We start from the raw sequence: 20,927 nt of genomic DNA, 5'->3' as shown, positions 1-20,927 counted from the left end.
CGGCACGGTCGTTGTTTTTTGTGAACGGGCGGGTGGCGGTCCACCCTCCAGCCGTCGATGGAGTCGCCGTACCGCCACAGTGGGGTGTGTCGATCCCCCCATCCGGCGGGCGGTACGGTTAAGCCGCCGTTGTGCCACGTAACCGGTATGAACGATCCCCCAGACGACGTCGCGACGGACGACAGCCCGTCAGCACCCGGGGAGGAGTCGGGCCCGTCGACGGCCGACGACGGCGATCCGGACGCGGACGACCAGCCCTCCGTCGCCGCCGAGGCAGGAATCGACGAGTCGGTCGTCGGCACCCCCCGCGAGCTGGCGTCGACGGTCCGCCTGCTGTGGATCGTTGGCTCGACGATCGGCGCGCTCGTCGCCGGCGCCGTCCTCGGCGGGATCGCCTACGTCGTCGGGGAGCAGACGGCGCTCCTCCCGGCCGGCGTCGAGACCGCCGTCCAGATGGGCGGCGCGGTGGCCGCGCTGCTCGTGCTGGTCGGCGTCGTTCGGGCCGTCCTGCTGTACCGGTCGTGGGAGTACGTCGTCCGCGCTGACTCGCTGTTCCTGAGCCGCGGGGTGTTCACCCGCGTGCGGACGGTCGTCCCCTACGTCCGCGTCCAGCATATCGACACGACGCGGAGCCCGCTCGAGCGCGTGCTCGGCCTGTCGACGCTGGTGGTGTACACCGCCGGCTCGCGGGGCGCGGACGTGACGATCCCGGGGCTGACGCCCGAGCGCGCGTCGACGCTCCAGGAGCGGCTGGAACGGCTCACCACCGAGTCCGAGGAGGAAGACGCAGTATGACTGACGGGGGGAGCGAGGAGCCGCTCACGGGGCGTGCGTTCCGCCTCCACCCGCTGTCGGTCCCGTACCGGATCGTGGAGAACGGGATCGGCCTCGTGGTCGTCGCGCTGTTCGTCGGCATCCCGGCGTTCGGCGCGATCAGGGGGTTCCTGGGCGTCGGGCTCGCGGTCGCGCTCGCCGCCGGGATCGCGATCACCGTCGTGGCCTACGGGGTCGCCTACTACCGTCGCTTCGAGTACGAGCTCACGACCGACACGTTCGACATCCGTTCGGGCGTGTTCGCCCGGCGCGAACGGGAGATCCCGCTGCGTCGGATCCAGAACGTCGACATCAGCCAGAACGTGGTCCAGCGCGTGCTGGGGATCGCCGAGCTCCGGCTGGAGACCGCCGGCGCGAGCGGGAGCGAGGCCCAACTCCAGTTCGTGGGCGAGGAGCGCGCGAACCGACTCCAGGCGGAGATCAGCCGGCTGAGCCGCGCCGGCGACGACGGCGAGCCGGCCGAGGAGACCGAGCGGTTCGAGACGGTGTTCGAAATCACCGACCGCGAGCTGGGGGTGCTCGCGCTGGTGTCGGCCGACGCCCAGCTGATCTCGATCCTGTTCGTCGTCGGCTCCGTGTTCATGCCCGCGCTCGGGGCGATCGTCGACGCCGAGTGGTTCTTCGGGTTCGACGCCGGCCTGACCGGGCTGCTCGGCCCGCTCGCGACGCTCGTGGGGATCGTTCTCCTCGGACTCGTGTACGGCGTGATCAACGCCACGCTGTACTACGGGTTCACGCTGCGTCGCGGCGACGAGGAGCTGCGCTACGAGCGCGGCCTGCTCCAGCGGTACAGCGGGACGATCCCGCTCTCGAAGGTGCAGTCGCTCACGATCGAGGAGAACGTGCTCGCGCGGGCGCTGGGCTACGCCTCGCTGGAGATCGAGACCGCCGGCGGGAGCGGCGGCGAAGGCGGGGAGAACACCTCCCAGTCGGCGGTCCCGATCGCCGAGCGCTCGCGCGTGCTCGAACTCGCGAACTCGATCGAACCGGCGGGGGAGATGACGTTCGAGCGCCCGCCCAAGCGGGCCCGCGAGCGCTACGCGGCGCGCTACGCCGGCGTCGTCCTCCTCCTGACCGGCCTGCTCTACGGGGTGCAGACGGTGCTCGACGTCTCGTTCTACTGGTGGGCGCCGCTGGCGGCGCTGGTGCTCGTCCCCGTCGCTGCTCACCTGAAGTGGAAAGCTCGGGGGTACTACGTCGGCGACGACCACGTCGTGACCCGGAACGGGTTCTGGGTGCGACAGCTGAAGGTCGTCCCCTACTACCGGGTCCAGACGGTGCTGAGCACCGAAACGGTGTTCCAGCGGCGGCGACGGCTGGGCACCGTGACGATCGACACCGCGGGCTCGCGCAGCCTTGTCGGCAACGACGCCGCGGCCGTCGACGTGAGCCGCGAGACCGTCGAACGCCTCCGCGAGCAGGTCGCGGGGGCGCTGTACGACTCGTTGCGGCGGCGTCGACGGGCGGCAGAGGGTCGTGGCGCGTCGACCGCGACTTCGTCGGGAACGACCACCCCGGACGGGAACGGGTAGTTCGCCGCCGTTCCGCGGTTCGGGTCAGGGTTACCAAGAACTGTGAACTACCCTACCCTACCCTACTCGCTCACGGCTGACGCCGTTCGCTCCTTGAGGGTAGGGCTTCCTGCTTCCACGACGCGCTTTGCAGACACGGAGGTGTCCACAGGGAGCGCAGTCTCCACAGGCGTTGATTCGGAGTATCCCACTCCTACATCTTCGAGGCCGCGAGAAAGAATGTTCCACGCCGCGTTCGCGTCCCTGTCTGCCTCGAACCCGCACGAGGGACAAGAGTGTTCACGGACCCACAACGGCTTCTCCGTCGAGACACCGCACGCCGCGCACTCCTTGGTCGTCCCTCTCGGGTCCACCGCTACGAAGTGCGTTCCCTCCCGCTCGCACTTGTATTCGAGCAACGAGAGGAACGTCCGCCACGCGGCAGACGCCGTGTTGCGGCTGTTCGACGGCGACTCCATCATCCCCTTCACGTTCAGGTCTTCGACCGCTACGAGGTCGTACTCTCCCGCGTAGTAGTTCGAGAGTTTGTGCAAGAAGTCACGGCGCTTCCGTCGAAGGTCGGCATGACACTCCGCAACCCGACGCCGTTGCTTCTCGTAGTTATTCGACCCGTGTTGCTTCCGCGAGAGATTCCGTTGCTCGCGCTCCAAGCGTTCGCGCTCGTCAGAGAGGTCGAGCGATCCGACTGCCGTGCCGTCGGTGTCATGAGCGTACTTGAGAATCCCAACGTCGATGCCGACGCACTTCTCGGGGTTCTCAGGCGGTTCGGGTGGTTCACGGTCCATTTGGACGCCGAAGGTGGCGAACCACTCGCCCGTCGGTTCCTTCTTAACCGTGACCTGTTTGAGCTTCGCGTCGTCGGGGATGGCGCGGTGGAGTCGAATCGGTATGTTCGCAAGTTTCGAGAGCGACAGGACAGTCTGACCGCCCTTCTTGTCGAGCTTGAAGCCAGACTGACTGTACGTGAAACTGCGGAACTCCCGTGGCGGCTTCCACTTGAGTTGACCGACGCCGTAGCCGTTCTCTTTGAGTTTGGAGAGTCCTTTGAGGTTGTCGAACAGGCGTTCCACGACGGTTTGGAGGACCTTCGAGTACACCTCGTTGAGGCCGTCCCACCACTTCTTGAGGTCGGGCAGTTCCGACCGCAGGGTGGTCATGGACGGTAGTTCGCCGTGGTTCTCTTGGTACTCGTTGAGACGGTAGAGCGTGTGGTTGTACAGTTGCCTACAAATGTCTCGGTGTCGGTCCAACTCCTCACGGTGGGCGTCGGACGGCTTGAGACGGTACTTGTAGGCGTAGTACATGACGCTCTACTCGCGTTGGTCCTCGACGTACTGTTTCAGCACATCCAGCGACACCTGCCCCGTCGAGATGAGGCAGTACGAATCGTTCCAGAACGAGTCGCCCCACAGTTCGGTCTTCAGTTCATCCGCGTATTCGTTGCGGATACGGCGGGCGGTCGCGCCTTTAACAGTGTTGATGAACTTCACGAGGTCCGTGGTGGGTTTCGCTCGGAAGAGGATGTGTACGTGGTCGTCCTCGCCGTCAAGATTGGTCACTTCGACACCGTAGTTGTCCGTGAACCCGCTGATGACCTCGTGTATGAATTGGGTTCGCTCCTCGGTTAGCACTCCGCGCCGATACTTCGTGGTGAGTATCAGGTGGTAGTGCAGGGAAAACGTCGAGTGCGCTCCCGAATCGAAGTCGTATTCCATTAGGTTCGACCAATATTATGCTACCCTACTCCAAAAACGTTAGGACTGCGTGGGCCTGTGGGCCTGCAACCGTAGAGTGTATGAGAACCGTGCGGCGCTGTATCCCCTCCCTGCTCGCGCCTTCCCTTCGGTCGGCGCTCGCTGAGGAAGGGGGCTTAGCGCCTCAATTCAGCTAAAAGCCTCGGGCCACCGCGCCCGAGGCTGTTTACTAAGACTTTAGCCGGAGGTAGCAGCCTAGACAGATTCGAGACGGCATCACGCCGGAGCCTGTTCCTCGCTACCGCGCGCTCCGACGAGTTCGACATCGAGATGGATACGCTCGTAGGGCAGATACGGGCGCTTGGCCTGCCCCTCTTCAATGACGAACAGGAGCCCGTAGTCGGCGAGCAGCGAGACGTCGTCGTGAACCGTCCGGTAGTCCCTATCGAGATCTTCCGCGAGGGCGGTAATACTCTCGGCTGCCCCGTCGGTCTCCATGAGCGTTTGGAGGAGTTCGAGTCGGCGGTCGGTGAGGATCTTCCGCAGCTCACCGACGGTCGAGAACGACACGACCGCGGGCTGTTCCTCGCCTTCGCTAAGCGCGCCGATAGTATCGAGGGTGTCATCGCGCATTTGGTCGAACGACTCCACAGTGACACGGAGCACGCTAGGGTGAGGGCGGTCACGAGGATCGCTGTACTTGTCGGGCCATCCGTCGTCGGTGGGGTCAGTCATTGTTTGTGTCCTCGGTGTGAGTGAGGTGGGCGACTTCCTGAAGGAAGCGAGCGACGTGCGCGGTTATACTCTGGAACGTGATCTCGTTGTCCTTCCCGAAGCTGACGTGTCGGTGATGCCAGCCGAGATCGTCGTCATCGTGAGCGTTGTCGAAGCGCAGTATCTCTCCCTCTTCCGGGTGGTAGTACTGGAACCGGTAGAACCACCCGCCGGGGTATTCGTCGTCGGAGATGGCGAACATTTCCACGCGACCGCCAGGGACCGCGCGGTTTAGTTCCAGCGGGTGGTTCCCGTCCATCCTCTACCTATCTATGGTCTATGACCTCATAAGACATAAAGATAGCGGGCAGTCCAGGCCCTCTAGGATAATTTTTGAATCAACCACTCAGGGAGTCATAGAACTATTCACATTGAATAGTTTCAGTCAGAATATATCTAACTATTATATAAGCGATAGTTCTAACTAAAGACTGTTTCAGCGAGAAAAAGGTGTCGAACCAATAGGGTTTCAACGCCCACCCGGGCGGGTTCAAGGCCGAGTTCACGGACAAGCCCCACCCTCAAAGCGCCGAAGCCGCTTAGTGTGGGGTAGTTGACCAGAGCCGAACCGGAGGTACTCGCTACTCCCAGACGGTGTCGTAGCCGGCATCGCGGATCACGCCGTCGCTGGTGACGATCGCTTCGGTCCCCACCGAGCGGTGACTGGCGACGATCAAGCCGTCGTGGATGCTGAACGCCGAGACAAGTGCGGCGTACTCCGCCAACTCGGACTCGCCGACCGGCGCGACGGAAACCGGCCCGTTGTCCACGAGCGCCCGGCGAGCCGTCTCCGGACTCCCGGAGAGCGTGACACCACGGACGTCCTTGTCCCGAGAAACCGCGTACAGCACCTCCGAGAGCGCCGTACTCGGAGCCCGGAGCAGCGTTTCACCGGCCTCCGCCTCCGCGAACAGTCGATCGGCGGTAGGCGGGAGCGCGTCAACGAGATACGTCAGCAACGAGACCGCGTCGGCGGTGTACGCCATCTCAGGCCCCCTCGTAGTTCCGGTCTCGACGGTCCCGGACGCGCTCGCGGAGCTCGTCGGCGACCGCGTCGCGCGACGACTCGTCCAGGTCGTCCGGAACGAGCAGCCCCCGACCCTCCGTCCGGGTCCGCTTCTTGACGACGAGCCCGTCGTCGGTGTCGATCCAGACCACCTCGTCGCCGGGGTCCAGATCGTACTTCTCGCGGAGGGGTTTCGGGATCGTCGTCTGTCCTTTCTCGGTGATCCGAGTGGACTGGCCCATACGTGGTAATACTGGTCGTAATACCTTAATCTTTCCGTGGCTTCACGCGACGGTTTCGAGCCGATCGTGCCGAATGTCCCCTCAGTAACCGTTCTACCGGGTGATCGGCGACCCGGAACCGACATCGATTTTGGCGTTCGTTGTACATCTCCGTTCACGAATGGGTACACGTGACAAATGGGTGTCGAGCCTCGGGTTCGTGCTCGCCTCGATCGGGAGCGCGGCGGGGTTGGGGAACGTCTGGCGGTTCCCGTGGCTGACAGCCGAAAACGGCGGGAGCGCCTTCCTGGTCGTCTACCTGCTCATCGTCGTCGGCGTCGGCGTCCCGGGACTGCTCGCGGAGTTCGTCCTCGGGCGCCGAGGTCGGCAGACGCCGATCGGCGCGCTCCGGTCGCTGATCGGCGACCAGTGGGGGACGGCGCTGGGGGCGTTCAACGTCGCCACGACGCTGGTGATCCTCTCCTTCTACTCGGTGGTGGGCGGGTGGATCCTCCGGTACACGCTGGCCTCGCCGACGGGGGCGTACTTCACGGCGCCCCAGGCGTACTTCGCCGCGATGGGGTACGGCCCGGAAGCGGTGGCGTTCCACCTCGCCTTCCTCGGGATCGTGGCGGCGATCGTCTTCCTCGGCGTGAGCCGCGGGATCGAACGCGTCTCGAAGGTGATGCTGCCCGCGATCGCGGTGTTGCTGGTCGGGCTTGCGGCGTGGACTGCCACGCAGCCGGGGACCGCGGCGGGGTACGAGTACTACCTGCGTTTCGACGCCGCGTATCTCGTCGCCAACCTCCCGTCGGTTCTCGGCCCCGCGGCCGGGCAGGCACTGTTCACGCTCTCGCTGGGCGCCGGGACGATGCTGACCTACGCCTCCTACATCGACGACGACACGTCGCTCCCCCGGGACACCCTCGTGGTCGCGATCTCGAACACGTTCATCGGCGTGCTCGCGGGGCTGGTCGTGATCCCGCTGCTGTTCTCGCAGGGCGTCGACCCCGGCGGCGGCGGGCCGGGCGCGCTGTTCGTCGCACTCGCGGGTGCGTTCGGGACGCTCCCGGGCGGTCGTCTCGTGGCGACAGCGTTCTTCGGAACAGTGCTGCTGGCGGCGGTGACCAGCGGCATCAGCCTGCTCGAGACGCCCGTCGGCACGCTCGTGGACACGTACGACGTCCCGCGCCGGACGGCGACGCTGCTGGTCTCCGGCCTGCTCGCAGTGACGGGCGGCGGGCTGGCGCTCTCGAGCCCGGTCTTCACGTTCGTCTCGGGGACCCTCGCGGACCTGCTGCTGTCGCTCGGGCTGTTCGCCTTCCTCGCGGTCGTCGGGTGGGTGCTCCCGACCGACGCGGTCGCGGAGTTCCGTACCGGCGCCGGCCGCTTCGCGCCGCTTGCGGAGCCGTGGGTGCTGGCGGTCGGCTGGGTGCTCCCTGTCGTCGTGCTGTTCTCGCTGTCGAGCAGCGTCGCGCCGCTGGTCGGCGTCTCCCTCGGCATCGGCGGCCGAGCGGTCGTCGCGATCGTCGTGACCGTCGCCTGTCGGCTGGGCGTCGCCGCCGCTACCAGTCGGGGACGATGAACCGACTGACTGGAGTGCCGTCGGCGATCGCCGGTTCACCCCCGCCCCCGGGGTCGTCCGCAATTCTGTCGATAGAGAGGGTGGGGATCAGTGTCGGCCGCGGTGAGAAGCACTCCCGGAACGTGGTGAGAGGCGGGATGCCCGACACGCGGAAGCGCGATCAGGTCAGCTGGCGCCGGGCTTTATAACCCCCTCGGTAACCCGGGGGCCCGGGGTTGTCCGCAATTCTTCGAGGGAACGGACCGACCGACGTCGGTAGTTGGAGCCTTCCATATATAAATAGGAGAAAGACTGATGTAGAACACGCGTTTTGAGCCCCCTACTACTACACTACTACTAATAACCGTAAAATATATAATAAACGTGAATGAGAACACGAGAGAGGAAACGGAGCAAGAAGGAAACAGCGTTGTATGGTAGGTGATACGAGTGTAATCGGGGAGTTCGTTCACCTCCATCGCCGGTGAAGGGGAAGGGGAACCCCTCCCCCTCCCTTCGTCGATAATTGCGGACAACCCCGGGCCCCCGGGTAGGGAGTTAGTATCCGGATACCGAAACGAATCTCGGACGCACCGGGGGGTTATTCGGACGGTGAGGACGTTCCGGACGGTGGGGTTTATGTGACTGGAACCCACGATGACTGGCAATGGAATCGTCTCCGTACTCGACTACGTCGGAGATCTTCGCGGTCGGCGGCGAGGACTACCTCAAGGAGGGGCACACCCCGACGACACTCCCGGAACGGCGGGAGGAGATCCTCAAGCTCCGGCGGTCGCTGAAGCCCGCGGCCCGTGGCGCCGGCGCCGAGAACACGTTCCTCTCCGGGAAGGCCGGGCAGGGGAAAACTGCTGCCGCCAAAGCCGAGTTGAGCGAGCTCGAATCGTTCGCGGCGTCACAGGATCTCGACCTCACGACCGTCTTCTTCTCGTGTGAGGGGATCTCCTCGAGCTACACGCTCGCCTGCGGGCTCTGTGAGGAACTCGGGAGCGAGAACCCCAACGGTCACCCGATGCAGAAGGTGTTGGACCGGCTCTGGGCGGCGATGAACGACGTCGGCGGCACGATAATCATCGTGCTCGACGAGATCGATAACCTCGGCACCGACGACAAGATCCTCTACTCCCTCCCCCGGGCCCGGGACAAGGAGTACGTCGACGACGACGTCTACCCGTCGATCATCGGGATCAGCAACGACCTGCAGTGGCGGGACAACCTCGACCCCGCGGCGAAGGACAGCCTCTACGACGACTCCATCTTCTTCGCGCCGTACGACGCCAACGATCTCCGGGATATCCTCTCCCGACGGGCGAGCAAGGCGTTCCGGGGGACGTCGCTGCGCTACGAGAACGACGACGGCGACGAGATCGAGATCTCGATCGATCTGAACGGGAGTGAGGGGACGCTCGACGCGGCGTTCGACGACGCCGGCGCCGATCGCGACGCGTACGACCTGGTCGGCGTCGACTCCGAGGCGCTCTCCGGCGACGTGATCCCGCTGTGTGCGGCCTACGCCGCCCAGGACAAGGGGAGCGCCAGGCAGGCGATCAAGTACCTCCGCAAGGCCGCCGCGATCGCCGAGTCCGAGGGCCAGTCCCAGGTCGAGGAAGAACACGTCCGCGCGGCCCAGGGCGAGGCTGAGCGCGAACTGATCGTCGAGGGGATGGAGCAGCTCACGATGCAGGGCCACCTCGCGCTCGCGGCCGTGACGGTGCTCGAACTGGCCGGTCATTCGGGGATCCGCACCCGCGACGTGTACGACGTGTACAAGTCCCTCGCCGACCACATCGACGCCGATCAGCTCGCCCAGCGCCGGATGCGTGACCACCTGATCGAACTCGACATGCTGAGCATCATCCGCGCCCGAAAGTCCGCCTCGGGCTCGGTCGGCGGGAACGCCTACACGTTCGAACTCCGGGTCGAGCCGTCGACGGCGATCGAGGTGCTGGAAGCCGTCTCCCGGTTCGACTCGGTCGACTTCGACGATCTCACACAGACCTGGCTTCGTGAACAGGGGTCGAGCCAGCAGACGTTCGAGTGATCCTCGGCTGGGGACCCACCCCCGGGGATGTCCGCAATTTTCGCCGGTATCGGCCGGTTTCGTACGTCGAAACGGCAGATGATAGTACGGCGGACGTGGGGGTGTCCGAACGTGCCATCTTCAGGAAATGGCCCTTGGTACACGTCGAGACGGCCGTGACAGATCGGCCTGGGGTCTGAACCGCTGTGGAAGGACATCGAGTACGTAGTCGTCGATGACAGGAAGATTTGTCGAGAGTGTGCTGTCACCGATTAGGCGGGATCGGACGGAGATTCAATGCGAAATTGCGGAAACTAGATGTACGAATTTGGCGGCCTTCCTCGAAATTGAGAAAAGTTAACCAACACTATCGAGGTGTCAGGAGATCTGTTGGTTAATACTGAGTAGAAACACGGACTGGAAGCTGGAGAGAAGTCGTTGTCCACACACCCCTCGTCCAGAGTGAAAACCAACAGGAGAGTGGGGTGAGGGCCACGAAAAACGGGGGTTCTCGTGGGGAGAGATTCTTCTTTCTGTGCTGAATGCACTTGGAAAACGGTAAGAAACCTAGCTCCCGTTTCGCTCGCTCACCACACCCCTGATCACGAGTGTATCTCTCGACACGTCGGAAACGTTGGGTTGGTGTCCTCATTCATAGCGGAAACAGCGCGGAAACCCACCCCTTCAGGGGTGGGAGGAAGCGCGTACGCTCCGTGCGACAACCCACCGACTACGACGGGGGCGACTCCCCAATACTTTTGAATCAACAAGTCTACATATGATATATGGAGAAGCGGCGCACTGTTCCGGTGAAACTCGCCGTGGATAGTGACGACGCCGCACTCCTTGAAGACACCGTAGGCGGGTTTCTGTGGGCCGCTAACTACGTAACTCGCCACGCCTTCGAAGGCGCATACGTCACCACAAGCAAGACCACGCTCCACGACGGCACCTACGAGGACGTGCGCGACGAGACGGCGTTGCACAGCAACCACGTCCAAGCCGCTCGCAACAAGGCCGCCGAAGCCTGCAAGAGCGTGGTCGAAAAATGGAAGCAGGGCAAGAAGGCGTCGATGCCCCACTTCACTAGCCCACACGTTGTCTACGACCACCGCACTGCAACGTTCCACGACGAGTACGTGTCGCTGGCGACCGTTGACGGGCGCATTGAAGCCGACTACTTGCTTCCCGACAACGAGCGAGACACGCCCCACGCAGACTACTTCTTCTCGGACGAATACGAGACGACTGGGGCGGAACTGCACTACAGCAACGGCAGCTGGATGCTTCACATCCACTGTAAACTGGATGTGGAGACTGACACGTCAGAGCAGGCAACCACTGAGAACGGAACGGTTCTTGGGGTTGACCTCGGCGTGAACAACCTTGCCGTCGCCTCGACGGGCACGTTCTGGACTGGCGACAAGTTCGACCACTGGCGGCGCGAATACGAGAAACGGCGTGGTGACTTGCAGGAACACGGGACGCGGTGGGCGCATGAGAATATACAGGCTGTCGGTCGGAAAGAGGAAGGCCGATTCAAGATAACGCTCCACCGTATATCGAACGAGTTGGTCAGCGAAGCCCGCGAACACGGTTGTTCGGTGATAGCGTTCGAAGACCTGACGTACATCCGTGAACGCACTGGTGCGTCGTGGGGGCACAAGTGGGCGTTCAATCGCCTCTACGAATACGTTGAGTACAAGGCCGCCGAGTACGGCATCGACGTAGAGCAGGTTGACCCGGAGAATACCTCTCGGCGTTGCTCTGAGTGTGGCTTCACCCACCCGGACAATCGCGAGAGTGAGTCGTTCGAGTGTCTGAAGTGTGGATACGAGAACCACGCTGACTACAACGCCGCGAAGAACATTGGATTGCGGTATCTCCGCCGGAACCAAACTGGCTCCAGTGGAGGCGCACCCGTAGGCGTGCGCTTGAACAGCGGGACGCTGAACGCGAATGGAGAGTATGAACCTCCTGCCGATGATTCGGCCAGAGCGGGAGTCCACGCTGAAAGCCCACCCCTTTAGGGGTGGGTTAGCTTACCGAGTTTTACTTGTCCTCCGGAGGTGCGTTCTCGTACTTGACCATCTTCTCGGGCTTGTCGGAGATGGTGTCGTAGATCTGCTGGAGCGTCTCTTCGGCGGCAAGCAGGTTGTGGGCTTCCAGGAACTCTCGCCCCTTCTCGGTGAGCGCGTAGAACTTCCAAGGGTAGCTCTGTCGGCGTTTATTCATCTGCCAAGAACGGACGTGCGAAGAACGAGGTCCGTCACCTCCAGGCCCCACGATATCGAATACCCCCAGAGTGGGTCACCGAAATTCGTCAGCTGTGACCATTTCGAGATACTCGACGCTAACATACCGAAATTCGATACGGCCGTCGAACCCGTGCTGTGGCAAGAACGTCTCGGCCGCTCGTCCCGCCGGTTTATCGGTCGTCAAAAGAACCACTTGGTCTGCTTCTCCAGTATCGAGTACCTGAGCAGCAAGCCCCACGAGCGCCGTATCTGCTTTTTCAGTGATGTCCTCCTCACGATCGGTCTCGTTGGCGATAAACCGGCGTGCCTCGTCCATCACCGTCGAGACGAGCGGATTTGTGTAGTCGAGTTCGTCGGCAACGACGATCCATCCCTCTTCAAAGCCATCAGGATACGGGATATTTCCTGAGGGGTACGCGTCCGCCGCAGGGTCCCCGCCAAGTTCTTTGTAGACACGCTGTGGGACACGTAACGAAACGCCGGCCTGTCGGAGGGATCGACGAAGTCGTTGAAATTTGTCCTTGTCCGGCCCACCACACCGGACGAAGACGCCGGTATCGGCGATAAAGACCGTCGTCATACAGCGGCGTCGGCATATTCGGTAGCAACCGGCTCCAGTGCCTGAAGAATGATCTCGGCCTCAAGTGGTGAAAGATCAAGTTCTCGAGCCGCAATCCGATGGTTGACCGTGCCGTCGACGTATTCGTAGGCGTACTCGAGAGCGACGGCAAGGCCGTCGAGACCGTGGCGCTCGATGTAGACGTCAATATCCTCGTCCTCATCGCGGCGGGCAACTGCGGCGATCAGCGCAGGCGTGATCGTTTGGGTTTCGCCGTCCGTCGAGAGTGTGAGTGCAATCGACTCGGCGTCGTACTCATACGGACGCTGCTCACGGGTTTTCTCTACCAAGCCAGCGGTTTCGAGGTTCTGCACGTAGTCGTAGGCAGTTCCCTGTGGAACGTCGAGGTCGCCGACGAGATCAGACACTGTGACCGGCCCGTGTTGCAAGATGTGGGCATAAATCTGAGCGAGTGCCGGCGTCTCGAGAAGGTCAGCCACCGTCTGGAGCTGCTGAATTGGTGGCTGGCCCGACCGGGGAGGTGATTGCGCCATCTCAATTCGAATTATCGATAATTCGTGATAAGGCTTCCGGCGATGGATCGACTCTCGCACCCAAAACAGACTCAGGAAGAGATAGCCGCTTGCAGCGACTCTCCCCCGGGGAGTGTCTTTCTGAGCCGATTACCTGGTCGTCGCGCTGAACGGCGGACACCGTGGGCTCGGAGAAGCGGTCGTGTACTGGCGGCGAATTGCGGACACCCCCGGGGGTCCGGGGTTCCGGTCCCGACGGACCGAACCTTCACCCTCCCCCCAGCCGAACCATCCCGTATGTCCACGAGCAACGCGACCGACCGCGTCGTCCTCCTGACCGGCGGGACGAGCGGGATCGGCCGGAGCGCGGCGACGGAACTGGCCGAACGCGGGTGGACCGTCGCGGTCGTCGGTCGTGATCGAACCCGCGGAGAAGCAGTCGCGGCCGAGGCGTCGTCGCTGTCGGGGGCGATCCGGTTCCACCGCGCCGACCTCGCGACGCAGTCGGCCGTTCGCTCGCTCGCGACCGAGGTTCGAGATAGCTACGACCGGCTCGACGCGCTCGTTCACAACGCTGGGCTCTCGAGCAGTGACAGGGTCGAGACCGACGACGGGGTCGAGCGCACGCTCGCGGTGAACCATCTCGCGCCCTACCTCCTCACCCACGAACTGCTGGACCTGGTGCGGTCGTCGGCGCCGGCCCGGATCGTCACGACGAGTTCGGAACTCCACCGCCGCGCCGCGCTCGATTTCGACGACTTCCAGTTCGAACGCGACTACGACGCCGTGCAGGCGTACTCGCGGTCGAAACTCGCGCTGACCGCGTTCACCCTCGAACTCGCCGAGCGGCTCCCCGACGACGTCACCGCGAACTGCTTCCACCCTGGGTTCGTGCCGTCGACGGAGCTGTTCCGGGACGCGTCGCTCCCGACTCGGCTGCTCGTTCGGGCCGCCGGGCTCGTCCCCGGCGTTGGCACCGACCCGAGTGAAGGCGGGGACCGCCTGGTCCGGCTCGTCACGGATCCTGCGTTCGGCGACCGGACCGGCGCGTACGTCACCGGCGGCGGCGTCGTTTCGCCCTCCGACGAGGCCGCCGATCCGGAGACGCGACGGCGTCTCTGGCAGCACAGCGCCGAACTGGTCGACGTCGATTCGGACTGGCCGCCAGTGGAGTAGTCCCCCGAAACGGCACAAACGACTTCTCGTGTCGGGGCGAACGCCCCGTATGACCACCTCCCCGCGCGACCTCCTGCTCGGTGAGCAGTTCCAGCGGAACCTCGACTTCCTCGGCGCCGCCGTCCTCCTCGTCGGATCGTTCGTCGCCTATGCGACCGGTCTGTTCGCCGTCGAGGGGGGCGTGATCGTTCTGCCGAGCGACGCCACTGTTGTCGGCCTCATCGCCGCCGGCTGGATCGGCTACGGGCGCGGTGCGCTGCTCCCGGCGTGGGCGTCGCTGTTCGCGGCGTATCTCGGGTTCCACGCCGACTGGGCGTTCCTCGGGCTGTCGAGCCACTCGCTGCCGGGCAAACTCGCGTTCCTGCTCGATCCGGTGAGCCTCGGCGTCTACGCCGCCGCGTCGATCCTCCTCGGGAGCGCGGCGTTCGGGGTCGGCTACCTCCTCAGCGTCGGCGTCGGCCGCCTGCGTGGGTCGTCGTCTGAGGCCTGAGTCCTCCGATTGTCGTGGTCGAGATGGTCGATCCACGTCGTCGAGGAGGTGGCCGATCCGTACCGTCGAGGAGGTGGCCGATCACCGTCGTCGGGCGGTCTGTTCGACTCTCTTGAGCGCGTCGTAGCGGCGGACCAGCACGCCGATCCACCAGAGCTTCAGCGCCGATCCGAGGGCGGTCCCGAGCGCCGCCCCGGCGGGACGTCGACGCCACGCGGCCACGAGCGCGTAGGCGAACGCCAGCGCGCCCCCCGCGTTGCAGACGTTCGGGTAGGAGAGCCCGATCGTCCCGTTCCCCTCCTCGCGGACCCACCAGCGCTCGGCGAGCACGCCGCGGGTCATCCACGCCTCGTCGGTTTCGGGTGGGGCGAAGAGGAACGGGTTGATCGCCGCCCAGAGCAGCGCGGCGAGCAGCAGTCGCGGGTTGCGGCGGTACACCGCGTACACGATGGCTGCGCCGGTCGGCACGCGGGTCCAGCCGCTCTTGGGGTTCGCGTGGCGATCCCACAGCGTCGACTCGAGGCGGCTCGCTGCGGTGTTCGGTTCGGACATACCCCCTCCTCAGTGCCGAGGAGCGAAATAGCCTCCCCGCACTACAGCCCCCAGAAGTACTCGATGCCGACCGTCGTGACGACGGTCAGGATGAGCTGGAGCGGCGCGCCGACCCGTGCGAAGTCCGTGAACTTGTAGCCGCCGGGGCCGTACACCATCAGGTTCGTCTGGTAGCCGACCGGGCTGAGCAGCGGCGTGCTCGCGGCGAACGTCACCGCGAGGGCGAACGCGAACGGGTTGACGCCAAGCTGGCCGGCGGCCTCGACGGCGATGGGCAGCATCAACACGACGCTTGCGTTGTTGCTCACCATCTCCGTGATGATCGCGGTGCCGAGGTAGAACGTCGCGAGCATCGCGATCGGCGAGAGGATCGCGCTGCCGGCGACGATCCCCGTCGCGATCAGGTCCGCCGTGCCGGAGGACTCGAACGCGATCCCGAGGGGGATGACGCCCGCCAGCAGGAAGATGACGTCCCAGTCGACGGCGTCGTACGCGTCCGCCGGCCGGAGGATCCCCGAGAACAGCATCGCGACGACGCCGGTGAGGGCGCTGACCATGATCGGGAGGTACTCGAGCGCCGCCAGCCCCACGACGCCGGCGACGATCCCCAGCGCGATCGGGATACGACGCTTGTCGAACTCCTCCCAGCGCCCGTCACCGGAGACGGCGACGTTGGTGTCGGCCCGGAGCCGATCGAGCACGTCCTCGCTCGTCTGGACCAGCAACACGTCCCCGGCCTGGAGGCTGACGTCCCGCAGCCGCTGGCGGATCACTTCGTTCCCTCGACGGACGGCGAGCACCGTCGCGTCGTACTCGCGTTCGAACCCCGCGACGCCGTCGCGACGGTTCGACCACGGCCCGGGGAGCAACACGACCTCCGACAGCGAGGTCTCCGGCTCGTCCGGTTTCGCCTTCTCCTCGTCGTCGCCTTCCTCTCCCGGATCTCCGTCGCCGTCGTCCCCTTCGCCCGATGGTTCCTCGCTGTCGCTCCCCTCCACTGACGATTCCGCCGCGGCGGCCTGCTCGATCTCCGCGTCGAGCGTCGCCAGCGACCGGTTCCACGCGTGGTGTTCCGGGACGAACCCCTCGGGCAGCGGTTCGTCCTCGTCGGCCGCGGCCTCGAGCAGCTCCGGCAGGAGGACGAGGTGTTCGTCCTCGAGCACCTGTTCGAGCGTCTCCTGGTTCGCCCTGACCGAGAGGATGTCGCCGGCGCGGATCCGCTCGGTCGAGAGCCCGCGCACGATGGTGCGGCCGTCGCGGACGATCTGGAACACGTCGAGATCGAGGTCGTCGCGCCGGACCTCGTGAACGCGCGAGTCGACGAGGTCGGAGTCCTCGTGGACGACGACGTCGGTCAGGTAGTCGGCCATCCCGAACTGGTCGGTGGCGGAGCCCTCCGCCGGGATGCGGGCGGGCGTGAGATACCGCCCGACGGTCAGCAGGTAGACGATACCGACGGCCAGCACGACGACGCCGAGCTGGGTGAACTCGAACAGCGAGAACGGTTCGGCTCCGGGGCCGCCGACCTGCGCCCAGATGTCGCTGGCGAGCAGGTTCGTCGACGTGCCGATGACGGTGAGCGTCCCGCCCAGCATCGAGGCGAAGGAGAGCGGGATGAGCAGTTTCGACGGCGACGTGCCCGTCTTCCGGGCCAGGTTCGTGACGGCCGGGATGAGCACGGCCACGATCGGCGTGTTGTTGACGAACCCCGCCGAGGGGCCGGAGAGCCCGACCGTCGCGAGCAGCTGTCGCGACTCGCTGTCGCCCGCGAACGCCTCCATCTTCCGGGTGAGGATCTGGATGACGCCGGTCTGGCGCACGCCCTCGCTGAGGATGAACATCGCCAGCACGGTCAGCGTCGCCGGGTTCGAGAACCCCGAGACACCCTCCTCGGGGGAGACGCCGGTCCACGGCCCGAGGAGGATCAGCGCGACCATCAGGGCGATGGCGGTCGTGTCGATCGAGACCGGCTGGAGGACGAACAGGACGAGCGCGACGGCGACGACCCCGAGAACGACGAGCACGTCCACCGACACCGGGAGCTGCACGGGGAGCTGCTGGAGGAGCACAGGCACCGGCGCTGTGGCGTCGGGCAGGAGGGTCGTCACTGGAGTAATCGTGTGTGGCTCCCGTGCCGTACACATAGTAGTACGGTTCGCGGCGCGAACCGGTCGACCGGCGGGGCGCCCGTCAGAGTTCTCCAACACCAAGCCCCTCGGAACAAAATCATTATTTCCTCGGCAGCGAGTCTCCGTGTGTATGCCTGTCAACTACGAGGAGGCGGTCGAGTCCTTCGAGTGGGACATCCCCGAGGAGTACGCGATCCCGTCGGTGATCGAGGAGCACGCCGACGCCTTCGGCGATCGCACTGCCGTCACGTTCCTCGACGAGGAGGGGACCCGCGCCGAGCGCACCTACGCCGAGATCCGCGACGACACGAACCGCTTCGCGAACGCGCTCGCGGATCTGGGCGTGGGCGAGGGCGACCGCGTGATGCATCTGTTCCCTCGCCACCCCGACGCGTTCGCGATCCAACTCGGAGTGCTCGCACGCGGCGCGCTGCTGGTCCCCTGTTCGGCGATGCTGAAACCCAAAGACATCGCGTTCCGGGCGAACGACTGCGAGGCGACGACCATCGTCGCCCACGAGTCCCTCGTCGACATGGTAGAGCCGGTACTCGACGAGACGCCGATCGAGACGACGATCGCCCTCGACGGCTCGCCCGCGGGGTGGGAGTCCTTCGGCGACCTGCTCGACGGCGCCGGGACGGAGCACGACGGCCCCGAGATCGGCGCGCAAGACCCGATGAGCATCAACTACACGTCGGGCACGACCGGGCAGCCCAAACCCGTCCTCCACCGCCACCGGTGGCTCCGGGCGTTCGAACTGGTGAACGGCCCGTACTGGTGGGGGATCTCGGCGGAGGACGAGCAGGCGCCAGGTGCCGAGGGCGAGCCCGCGGACCTCGACGAGGAGTTGCTCTGGGCGACGACGGGCACCGGCTGGGCGAAGTGGTTCTGGTCGCCGGTCGGCGTCGGCCTCACCACGGGCGCGCGACAGCTCATCTACGACGGCGAGTTCGACGCCAACGAGTTCCTCTCCGTGATGGCCGAGGAGGGGGTGACGCGGCTCTGTGCGGTGCCGACCCAGTACCGCATGTTCACCCAGGTCGACCTCGCGGAGTACGACCTGGATCTCGTCGAGGCGCTGTCGGCGGGCGAACCGCTGAACCGCGAACCGATCGAGGCCATCCAGGACGCCTACGACATCACGCCGCGGGACGGCTACGGGCAGACCGAGACCGTCGCGGTCGTCTCGAACTACCCGGGGATCGACGTGAAGGAGGGCTCGATGGGCAAACCCACGCCGGGACTCGGGACGACGATCATCGACACGCAGGAGGAGGAAGAAGTCGAACAGGGGGAGATCGGCGAGATCGCGGTGCCGGTCGACTGCCCGGGCATCTTCGACAGCTACTACGAGAAGCCCGATCTCGACGAGGAGACGTTCGACGGCGACTACTACCGCACCGGCGACCTGGCCCGCAAAGACGAGGACGGCTACTTCTTCTTCGAGGGACGCGCCGACGACATCATCCTCTCCGCCGGCTACCGCATCGGCCCGTTCGAGGTCGAGGACGCACTGGTCTCCCACGAGGCCGTCGCCGAAGCGGCGGCGGTCGCCTCACCCCACGATGAGCGGGGGAACGTGGTGAAGGCGTACGTCGTGCTCGCCGACGGGTACGAGGGTGACGACGCGCTCACCGACAGGCTTCAAGAGTACATGAAGGAGGAGACGGCGCCGTACAAGTACCCGCGCCGGATCGAGTACGTCGACGAGCTGCCGAAGACGGCGTCGGGGAAAACCCGCCGGATCGAACTCCGGGAGCGCGAACAGCAGCGGTTCGGGGAGTAGGCCGGCGGAACCCTCTCGGGAGTACAGGGCGACGAGAACGCCTGATCCGTGCTGTCAGTGTGGACGGTATCCACCTTCTCCTGTTCGACGGCCCCGTCCCGGGACGAACGGCGTGGAAACGAGCTGGGGTACTACCGCGTATCGAAGCTCGTCGATGGAGATCGTATCCCTCGTCAGAAAACGATACTTACCATATCGAAAGATTATATGTGGTTTCGGTATATTCCGGTCTCAGAATGGCAGCGGTGAACTGACCACTGGGGAAATCGAGATCGACAGTTCACCATCGATCGAGGGGTAATTACGCTCATTGCTGCGATATACCGCCCGTTCGTGGTCACCTCCTCCCACGAGGTCGGAGCGAGAACCGAGTACTCGAGCTATCCGAGGTTGATCACGTCCGTGACGTGGTCGATATCGGCGATAAAGTGGCTCAACTGTCGAATATCCGCTTCCAGCGACGCCTCCGATCACATGGTGGAGAACCGAGGTAGATACACTATAGTTAGTAACTATGAAATAAAACAATCCACTACAGCAACACGAGATCATACCAGAGTAACGAGATAAAACAGATCGTATCGAAGAGAAAGGACGCATCTTCGACGGGGGTCCCCGTTTCGACCGGTGAGCCGAACCCGAGCGAGATCGAACTCGCGGTCGTGTGAACTGCTCGACTTCCCGTTTCCACGATCGATCCCCAACTGGCGAGTCGGGAGCGATAAGGTTCCGCGGTTCACGAATACCTAACAAAGGTACTGTTGTTATTAATAGCCGCCGGTACTGGATCCGCTCGAACCGATGTCGGGGTTCGGCCCCTTCAGATCGAGATATCCTCCATCAGTTTCAGTTCGATAACGTTTGTCACGTCGAGGACCGCATCCGGAAGCTCCTCCTCGAAGAACGAGCCCCGCAGCTCCCGTTCCGGGCCCGCGACGCTGACCGCGCCACGTACCTCACCGTCGGGCCCCAACACGGCGGCTCCCACGGCCCTGAGCCGCTTGACGTGCTCCCCCCTGTCGAGTGCGAACCCCTGCTCCCGGATCCGTTCGAGCTCCTCGTCGAGCGCCTCTCGGTCGACGATACTGGAGTCGGTCATCTCGGGGAGCCCGTGGCGTTCGATGATCTCGTCGACCCGTTCCCGTGGGAGCTCTGCGAGGATCGCCTTGCCCATGGACGACGTCGTCAGCGGCACTGTCGTGCCGATGGAGCCGAGATCGATCTCGTTCTCCATGTGGCGACAGATCACTGTCGCCCGTCCCCGTTCCTCGACGGACAGGTACGTGTTGGTCCCCGTATCGCTGCCGAGCTGCTCGATCTCGGGACGTGCAGCTCGGTAGATGCCGAGTCGCTGTCTCGCGGCCTCCCCGAGGGGGAGGAGCCGTAGCCCCAGTTCGTACTCCCCGTCGTTCTTGATGACGTACCCCCTGTTTTCCAGGGTTCCGAGGTGGTTGTACACCGAACTTTTGGGGATCTCCGTGGACCCGGCGATCTCGGTAACCCCTGCAGGCTGGAGCTCGCGAACGGCTTCCACGATCCGTACTGCCCGACTGACCGCGCTCACCTCCGAACCGTGTTTTTCGTCCATACGCTGTTCCTCGGTAGCCGTTGTCATAAATTGACTGGGTGTTCAGCTAGTACAGTTCTCTGTTCTACTGAGCTGAACGAATACTCACTCATACTGTACTCGGGTGGGGTTCTCCCCTCGACGTTTCGGATTTTCGAACGAAGCTCCCTGTGCCGATGCGGGCCGAACTAAGAAAATGTTTCACGAATTACGA

At 64.4% G+C, this 20,927-nt stretch carries 20 protein-coding genes; 8 read left to right on the top strand and 12 right to left on the bottom strand.

What is annotated here, in order from left to right:
* Positions 1-147 precede the first annotated feature (147 nt).
* Both B4589_RS16015 and B4589_RS16010 read left to right on the top strand, forming a co-directional pair.
* Complete coding sequence (locus B4589_RS16015) at positions 148-795, top strand: PH domain-containing protein (RefSeq protein WP_079232348.1); 648 nt, start codon at positions 148-150, stop codon at positions 793-795.
* A complete protein-coding gene (locus B4589_RS16010; RefSeq protein ID WP_079232349.1) occupies positions 792-2,366 on the top strand; it encodes a PH domain-containing protein in 1,575 nt (524 codons plus the stop codon). The genes B4589_RS16015 and B4589_RS16010 overlap by 4 nt, the downstream gene beginning before the upstream one ends.
* A gap of 62 nt (positions 2,367-2,428) precedes the next feature.
* On the opposite strand, the gene B4589_RS16005 is transcribed toward B4589_RS16010, so the two are convergent.
* The 6 genes from B4589_RS16005 to B4589_RS15980 form a co-directional block, all read right to left on the bottom strand.
* Positions 2,429-3,670, bottom strand: a complete 1,242-nt coding sequence (locus B4589_RS16005) for an RNA-guided endonuclease TnpB family protein (RefSeq protein WP_079232350.1) — start codon at positions 3,668-3,670, stop codon at positions 2,429-2,431.
* 6 nt (positions 3,671-3,676) lie between these two features.
* The gene (gene tnpA, locus B4589_RS16000) at positions 3,677-4,081 is read right to left on the bottom strand and encodes an IS200/IS605-like element ISHmu6 family transposase (protein WP_079232351.1); all 405 of its coding nucleotides are present in this window, start codon (positions 4,079-4,081) and stop codon (positions 3,677-3,679) included.
* Between the two features lie 255 nt (positions 4,082-4,336).
* Positions 4,337-4,795 (bottom strand): HTH domain-containing protein, encoded by a 459-nt coding sequence (locus B4589_RS15995; RefSeq protein WP_079232352.1) that lies wholly within the window; start codon positions 4,793-4,795, stop codon positions 4,337-4,339.
* A complete protein-coding gene (locus B4589_RS15990; RefSeq protein ID WP_079232353.1) occupies positions 4,788-5,093 on the bottom strand; it encodes a DUF6516 family protein in 306 nt (101 codons plus the stop codon). The genes B4589_RS15995 and B4589_RS15990 overlap by 8 nt, the downstream gene beginning before the upstream one ends.
* Before the next feature lie 322 nt (positions 5,094-5,415).
* Positions 5,416-5,820, bottom strand: coding sequence for a hypothetical protein (locus B4589_RS15985; RefSeq protein ID WP_079232354.1), 405 nt, complete (start codon positions 5,818-5,820; stop codon positions 5,416-5,418).
* A 1-nt stretch (position 5,821) separates the two neighbouring features.
* Complete coding sequence (locus B4589_RS15980; RefSeq protein WP_079232355.1) at positions 5,822-6,082, bottom strand: AbrB/MazE/SpoVT family DNA-binding domain-containing protein; 261 nt, start codon at positions 6,080-6,082, stop codon at positions 5,822-5,824.
* A 160-nt stretch (positions 6,083-6,242) separates the two neighbouring features.
* Between B4589_RS15980 and B4589_RS15975 the strand changes: the two genes are divergently transcribed.
* From B4589_RS15975 to B4589_RS15965, 3 genes are all read left to right on the top strand, one after another.
* Positions 6,243-7,646 (top strand): sodium-dependent transporter, encoded by a 1,404-nt coding sequence (locus B4589_RS15975; protein ID WP_079232356.1) that lies wholly within the window; start codon positions 6,243-6,245, stop codon positions 7,644-7,646.
* A gap of 646 nt (positions 7,647-8,292) precedes the next feature.
* Positions 8,293-9,684, top strand: coding sequence for a Cdc6/Cdc18 family protein (locus tag B4589_RS15970; RefSeq protein WP_079232357.1), 1,392 nt, complete (start codon positions 8,293-8,295; stop codon positions 9,682-9,684).
* A 764-nt stretch (positions 9,685-10,448) separates the two neighbouring features.
* The gene (locus tag B4589_RS15965) at positions 10,449-11,693 is read left to right on the top strand and encodes an RNA-guided endonuclease TnpB family protein (RefSeq protein ID WP_079232358.1); all 1,245 of its coding nucleotides are present in this window, start codon (positions 10,449-10,451) and stop codon (positions 11,691-11,693) included.
* Between the two features lie 22 nt (positions 11,694-11,715).
* Here B4589_RS15965 and B4589_RS15960 read toward each other — a convergent pair whose 3' ends face one another.
* From B4589_RS15960 to B4589_RS15950, 3 genes are all read right to left on the bottom strand, one after another.
* Entirely contained in the window at positions 11,716-11,898 is a 183-nt protein-coding gene (locus tag B4589_RS15960) for a hypothetical protein (protein ID WP_394353858.1), read from the bottom strand.
* Positions 11,899-11,973: 75 nt separating this feature from the next.
* Positions 11,974-12,501, bottom strand: coding sequence for a hypothetical protein (locus B4589_RS15955; protein WP_079232359.1), 528 nt, complete (start codon positions 12,499-12,501; stop codon positions 11,974-11,976).
* Complete coding sequence (locus B4589_RS15950) at positions 12,498-13,034, bottom strand: helix-turn-helix domain-containing protein (RefSeq protein ID WP_079232360.1); 537 nt, start codon at positions 13,032-13,034, stop codon at positions 12,498-12,500. Before B4589_RS15950 ends, B4589_RS15955 begins: the two co-directional genes overlap by 4 nt.
* A 276-nt stretch (positions 13,035-13,310) precedes the next feature.
* Here B4589_RS15950 and B4589_RS15945 point away from each other — a divergent pair, with 276 nt between their 5' ends.
* Together B4589_RS15945 and B4589_RS15940 are read left to right on the top strand one after the other, a co-directional pair.
* Positions 13,311-14,189, top strand: a complete 879-nt coding sequence (locus B4589_RS15945; RefSeq protein WP_079232361.1) for an SDR family oxidoreductase — start codon at positions 13,311-13,313, stop codon at positions 14,187-14,189.
* A gap of 49 nt (positions 14,190-14,238) precedes the next feature.
* Positions 14,239-14,679 (top strand): hypothetical protein, encoded by a 441-nt coding sequence (locus B4589_RS15940; RefSeq protein WP_079232362.1) that lies wholly within the window; start codon positions 14,239-14,241, stop codon positions 14,677-14,679.
* 81 nt (positions 14,680-14,760) lie between these two features.
* On the opposite strand, the gene B4589_RS15935 is transcribed toward B4589_RS15940, so the two are convergent.
* On the bottom strand, positions 14,761-15,231 hold the full coding sequence (locus B4589_RS15935; RefSeq protein ID WP_079232363.1) for a DUF6653 family protein: 471 nt from the start codon (positions 15,229-15,231) through the stop codon (positions 14,761-14,763).
* Between the two features lie 41 nt (positions 15,232-15,272).
* Positions 15,273-17,339, bottom strand: coding sequence for an SLC13 family permease (locus B4589_RS15930; protein WP_255246160.1), 2,067 nt, complete (start codon positions 17,337-17,339; stop codon positions 15,273-15,275).
* A 151-nt stretch (positions 17,340-17,490) separates the two neighbouring features.
* Between B4589_RS15930 and B4589_RS15925 the strand changes: the two genes are divergently transcribed.
* Complete coding sequence (locus B4589_RS15925) at positions 17,491-19,146, top strand: acyl-CoA synthetase (protein ID WP_079232365.1); 1,656 nt, start codon at positions 17,491-17,493, stop codon at positions 19,144-19,146.
* Positions 19,147-19,966: 820 nt separating this feature from the next.
* Here B4589_RS15925 and B4589_RS15920 read toward each other — a convergent pair.
* Positions 19,967-20,734, bottom strand: coding sequence for an IclR family transcriptional regulator (locus B4589_RS15920; protein WP_158081108.1), 768 nt, complete (start codon positions 20,732-20,734; stop codon positions 19,967-19,969).
* Positions 20,735-20,927 lie beyond the last annotated feature (193 nt).

The sequence above is a fragment of the Halolamina sp. CBA1230 genome, assembly GCF_002025255.2.
Lineage (GTDB): Archaea > Halobacteriota > Halobacteria > Halobacteriales > Haloferacaceae > Halolamina.
The sequence above is the reverse complement of the archived record's forward strand: the minus strand, read 5'-3'. Positions and strand labels throughout refer to the sequence as shown.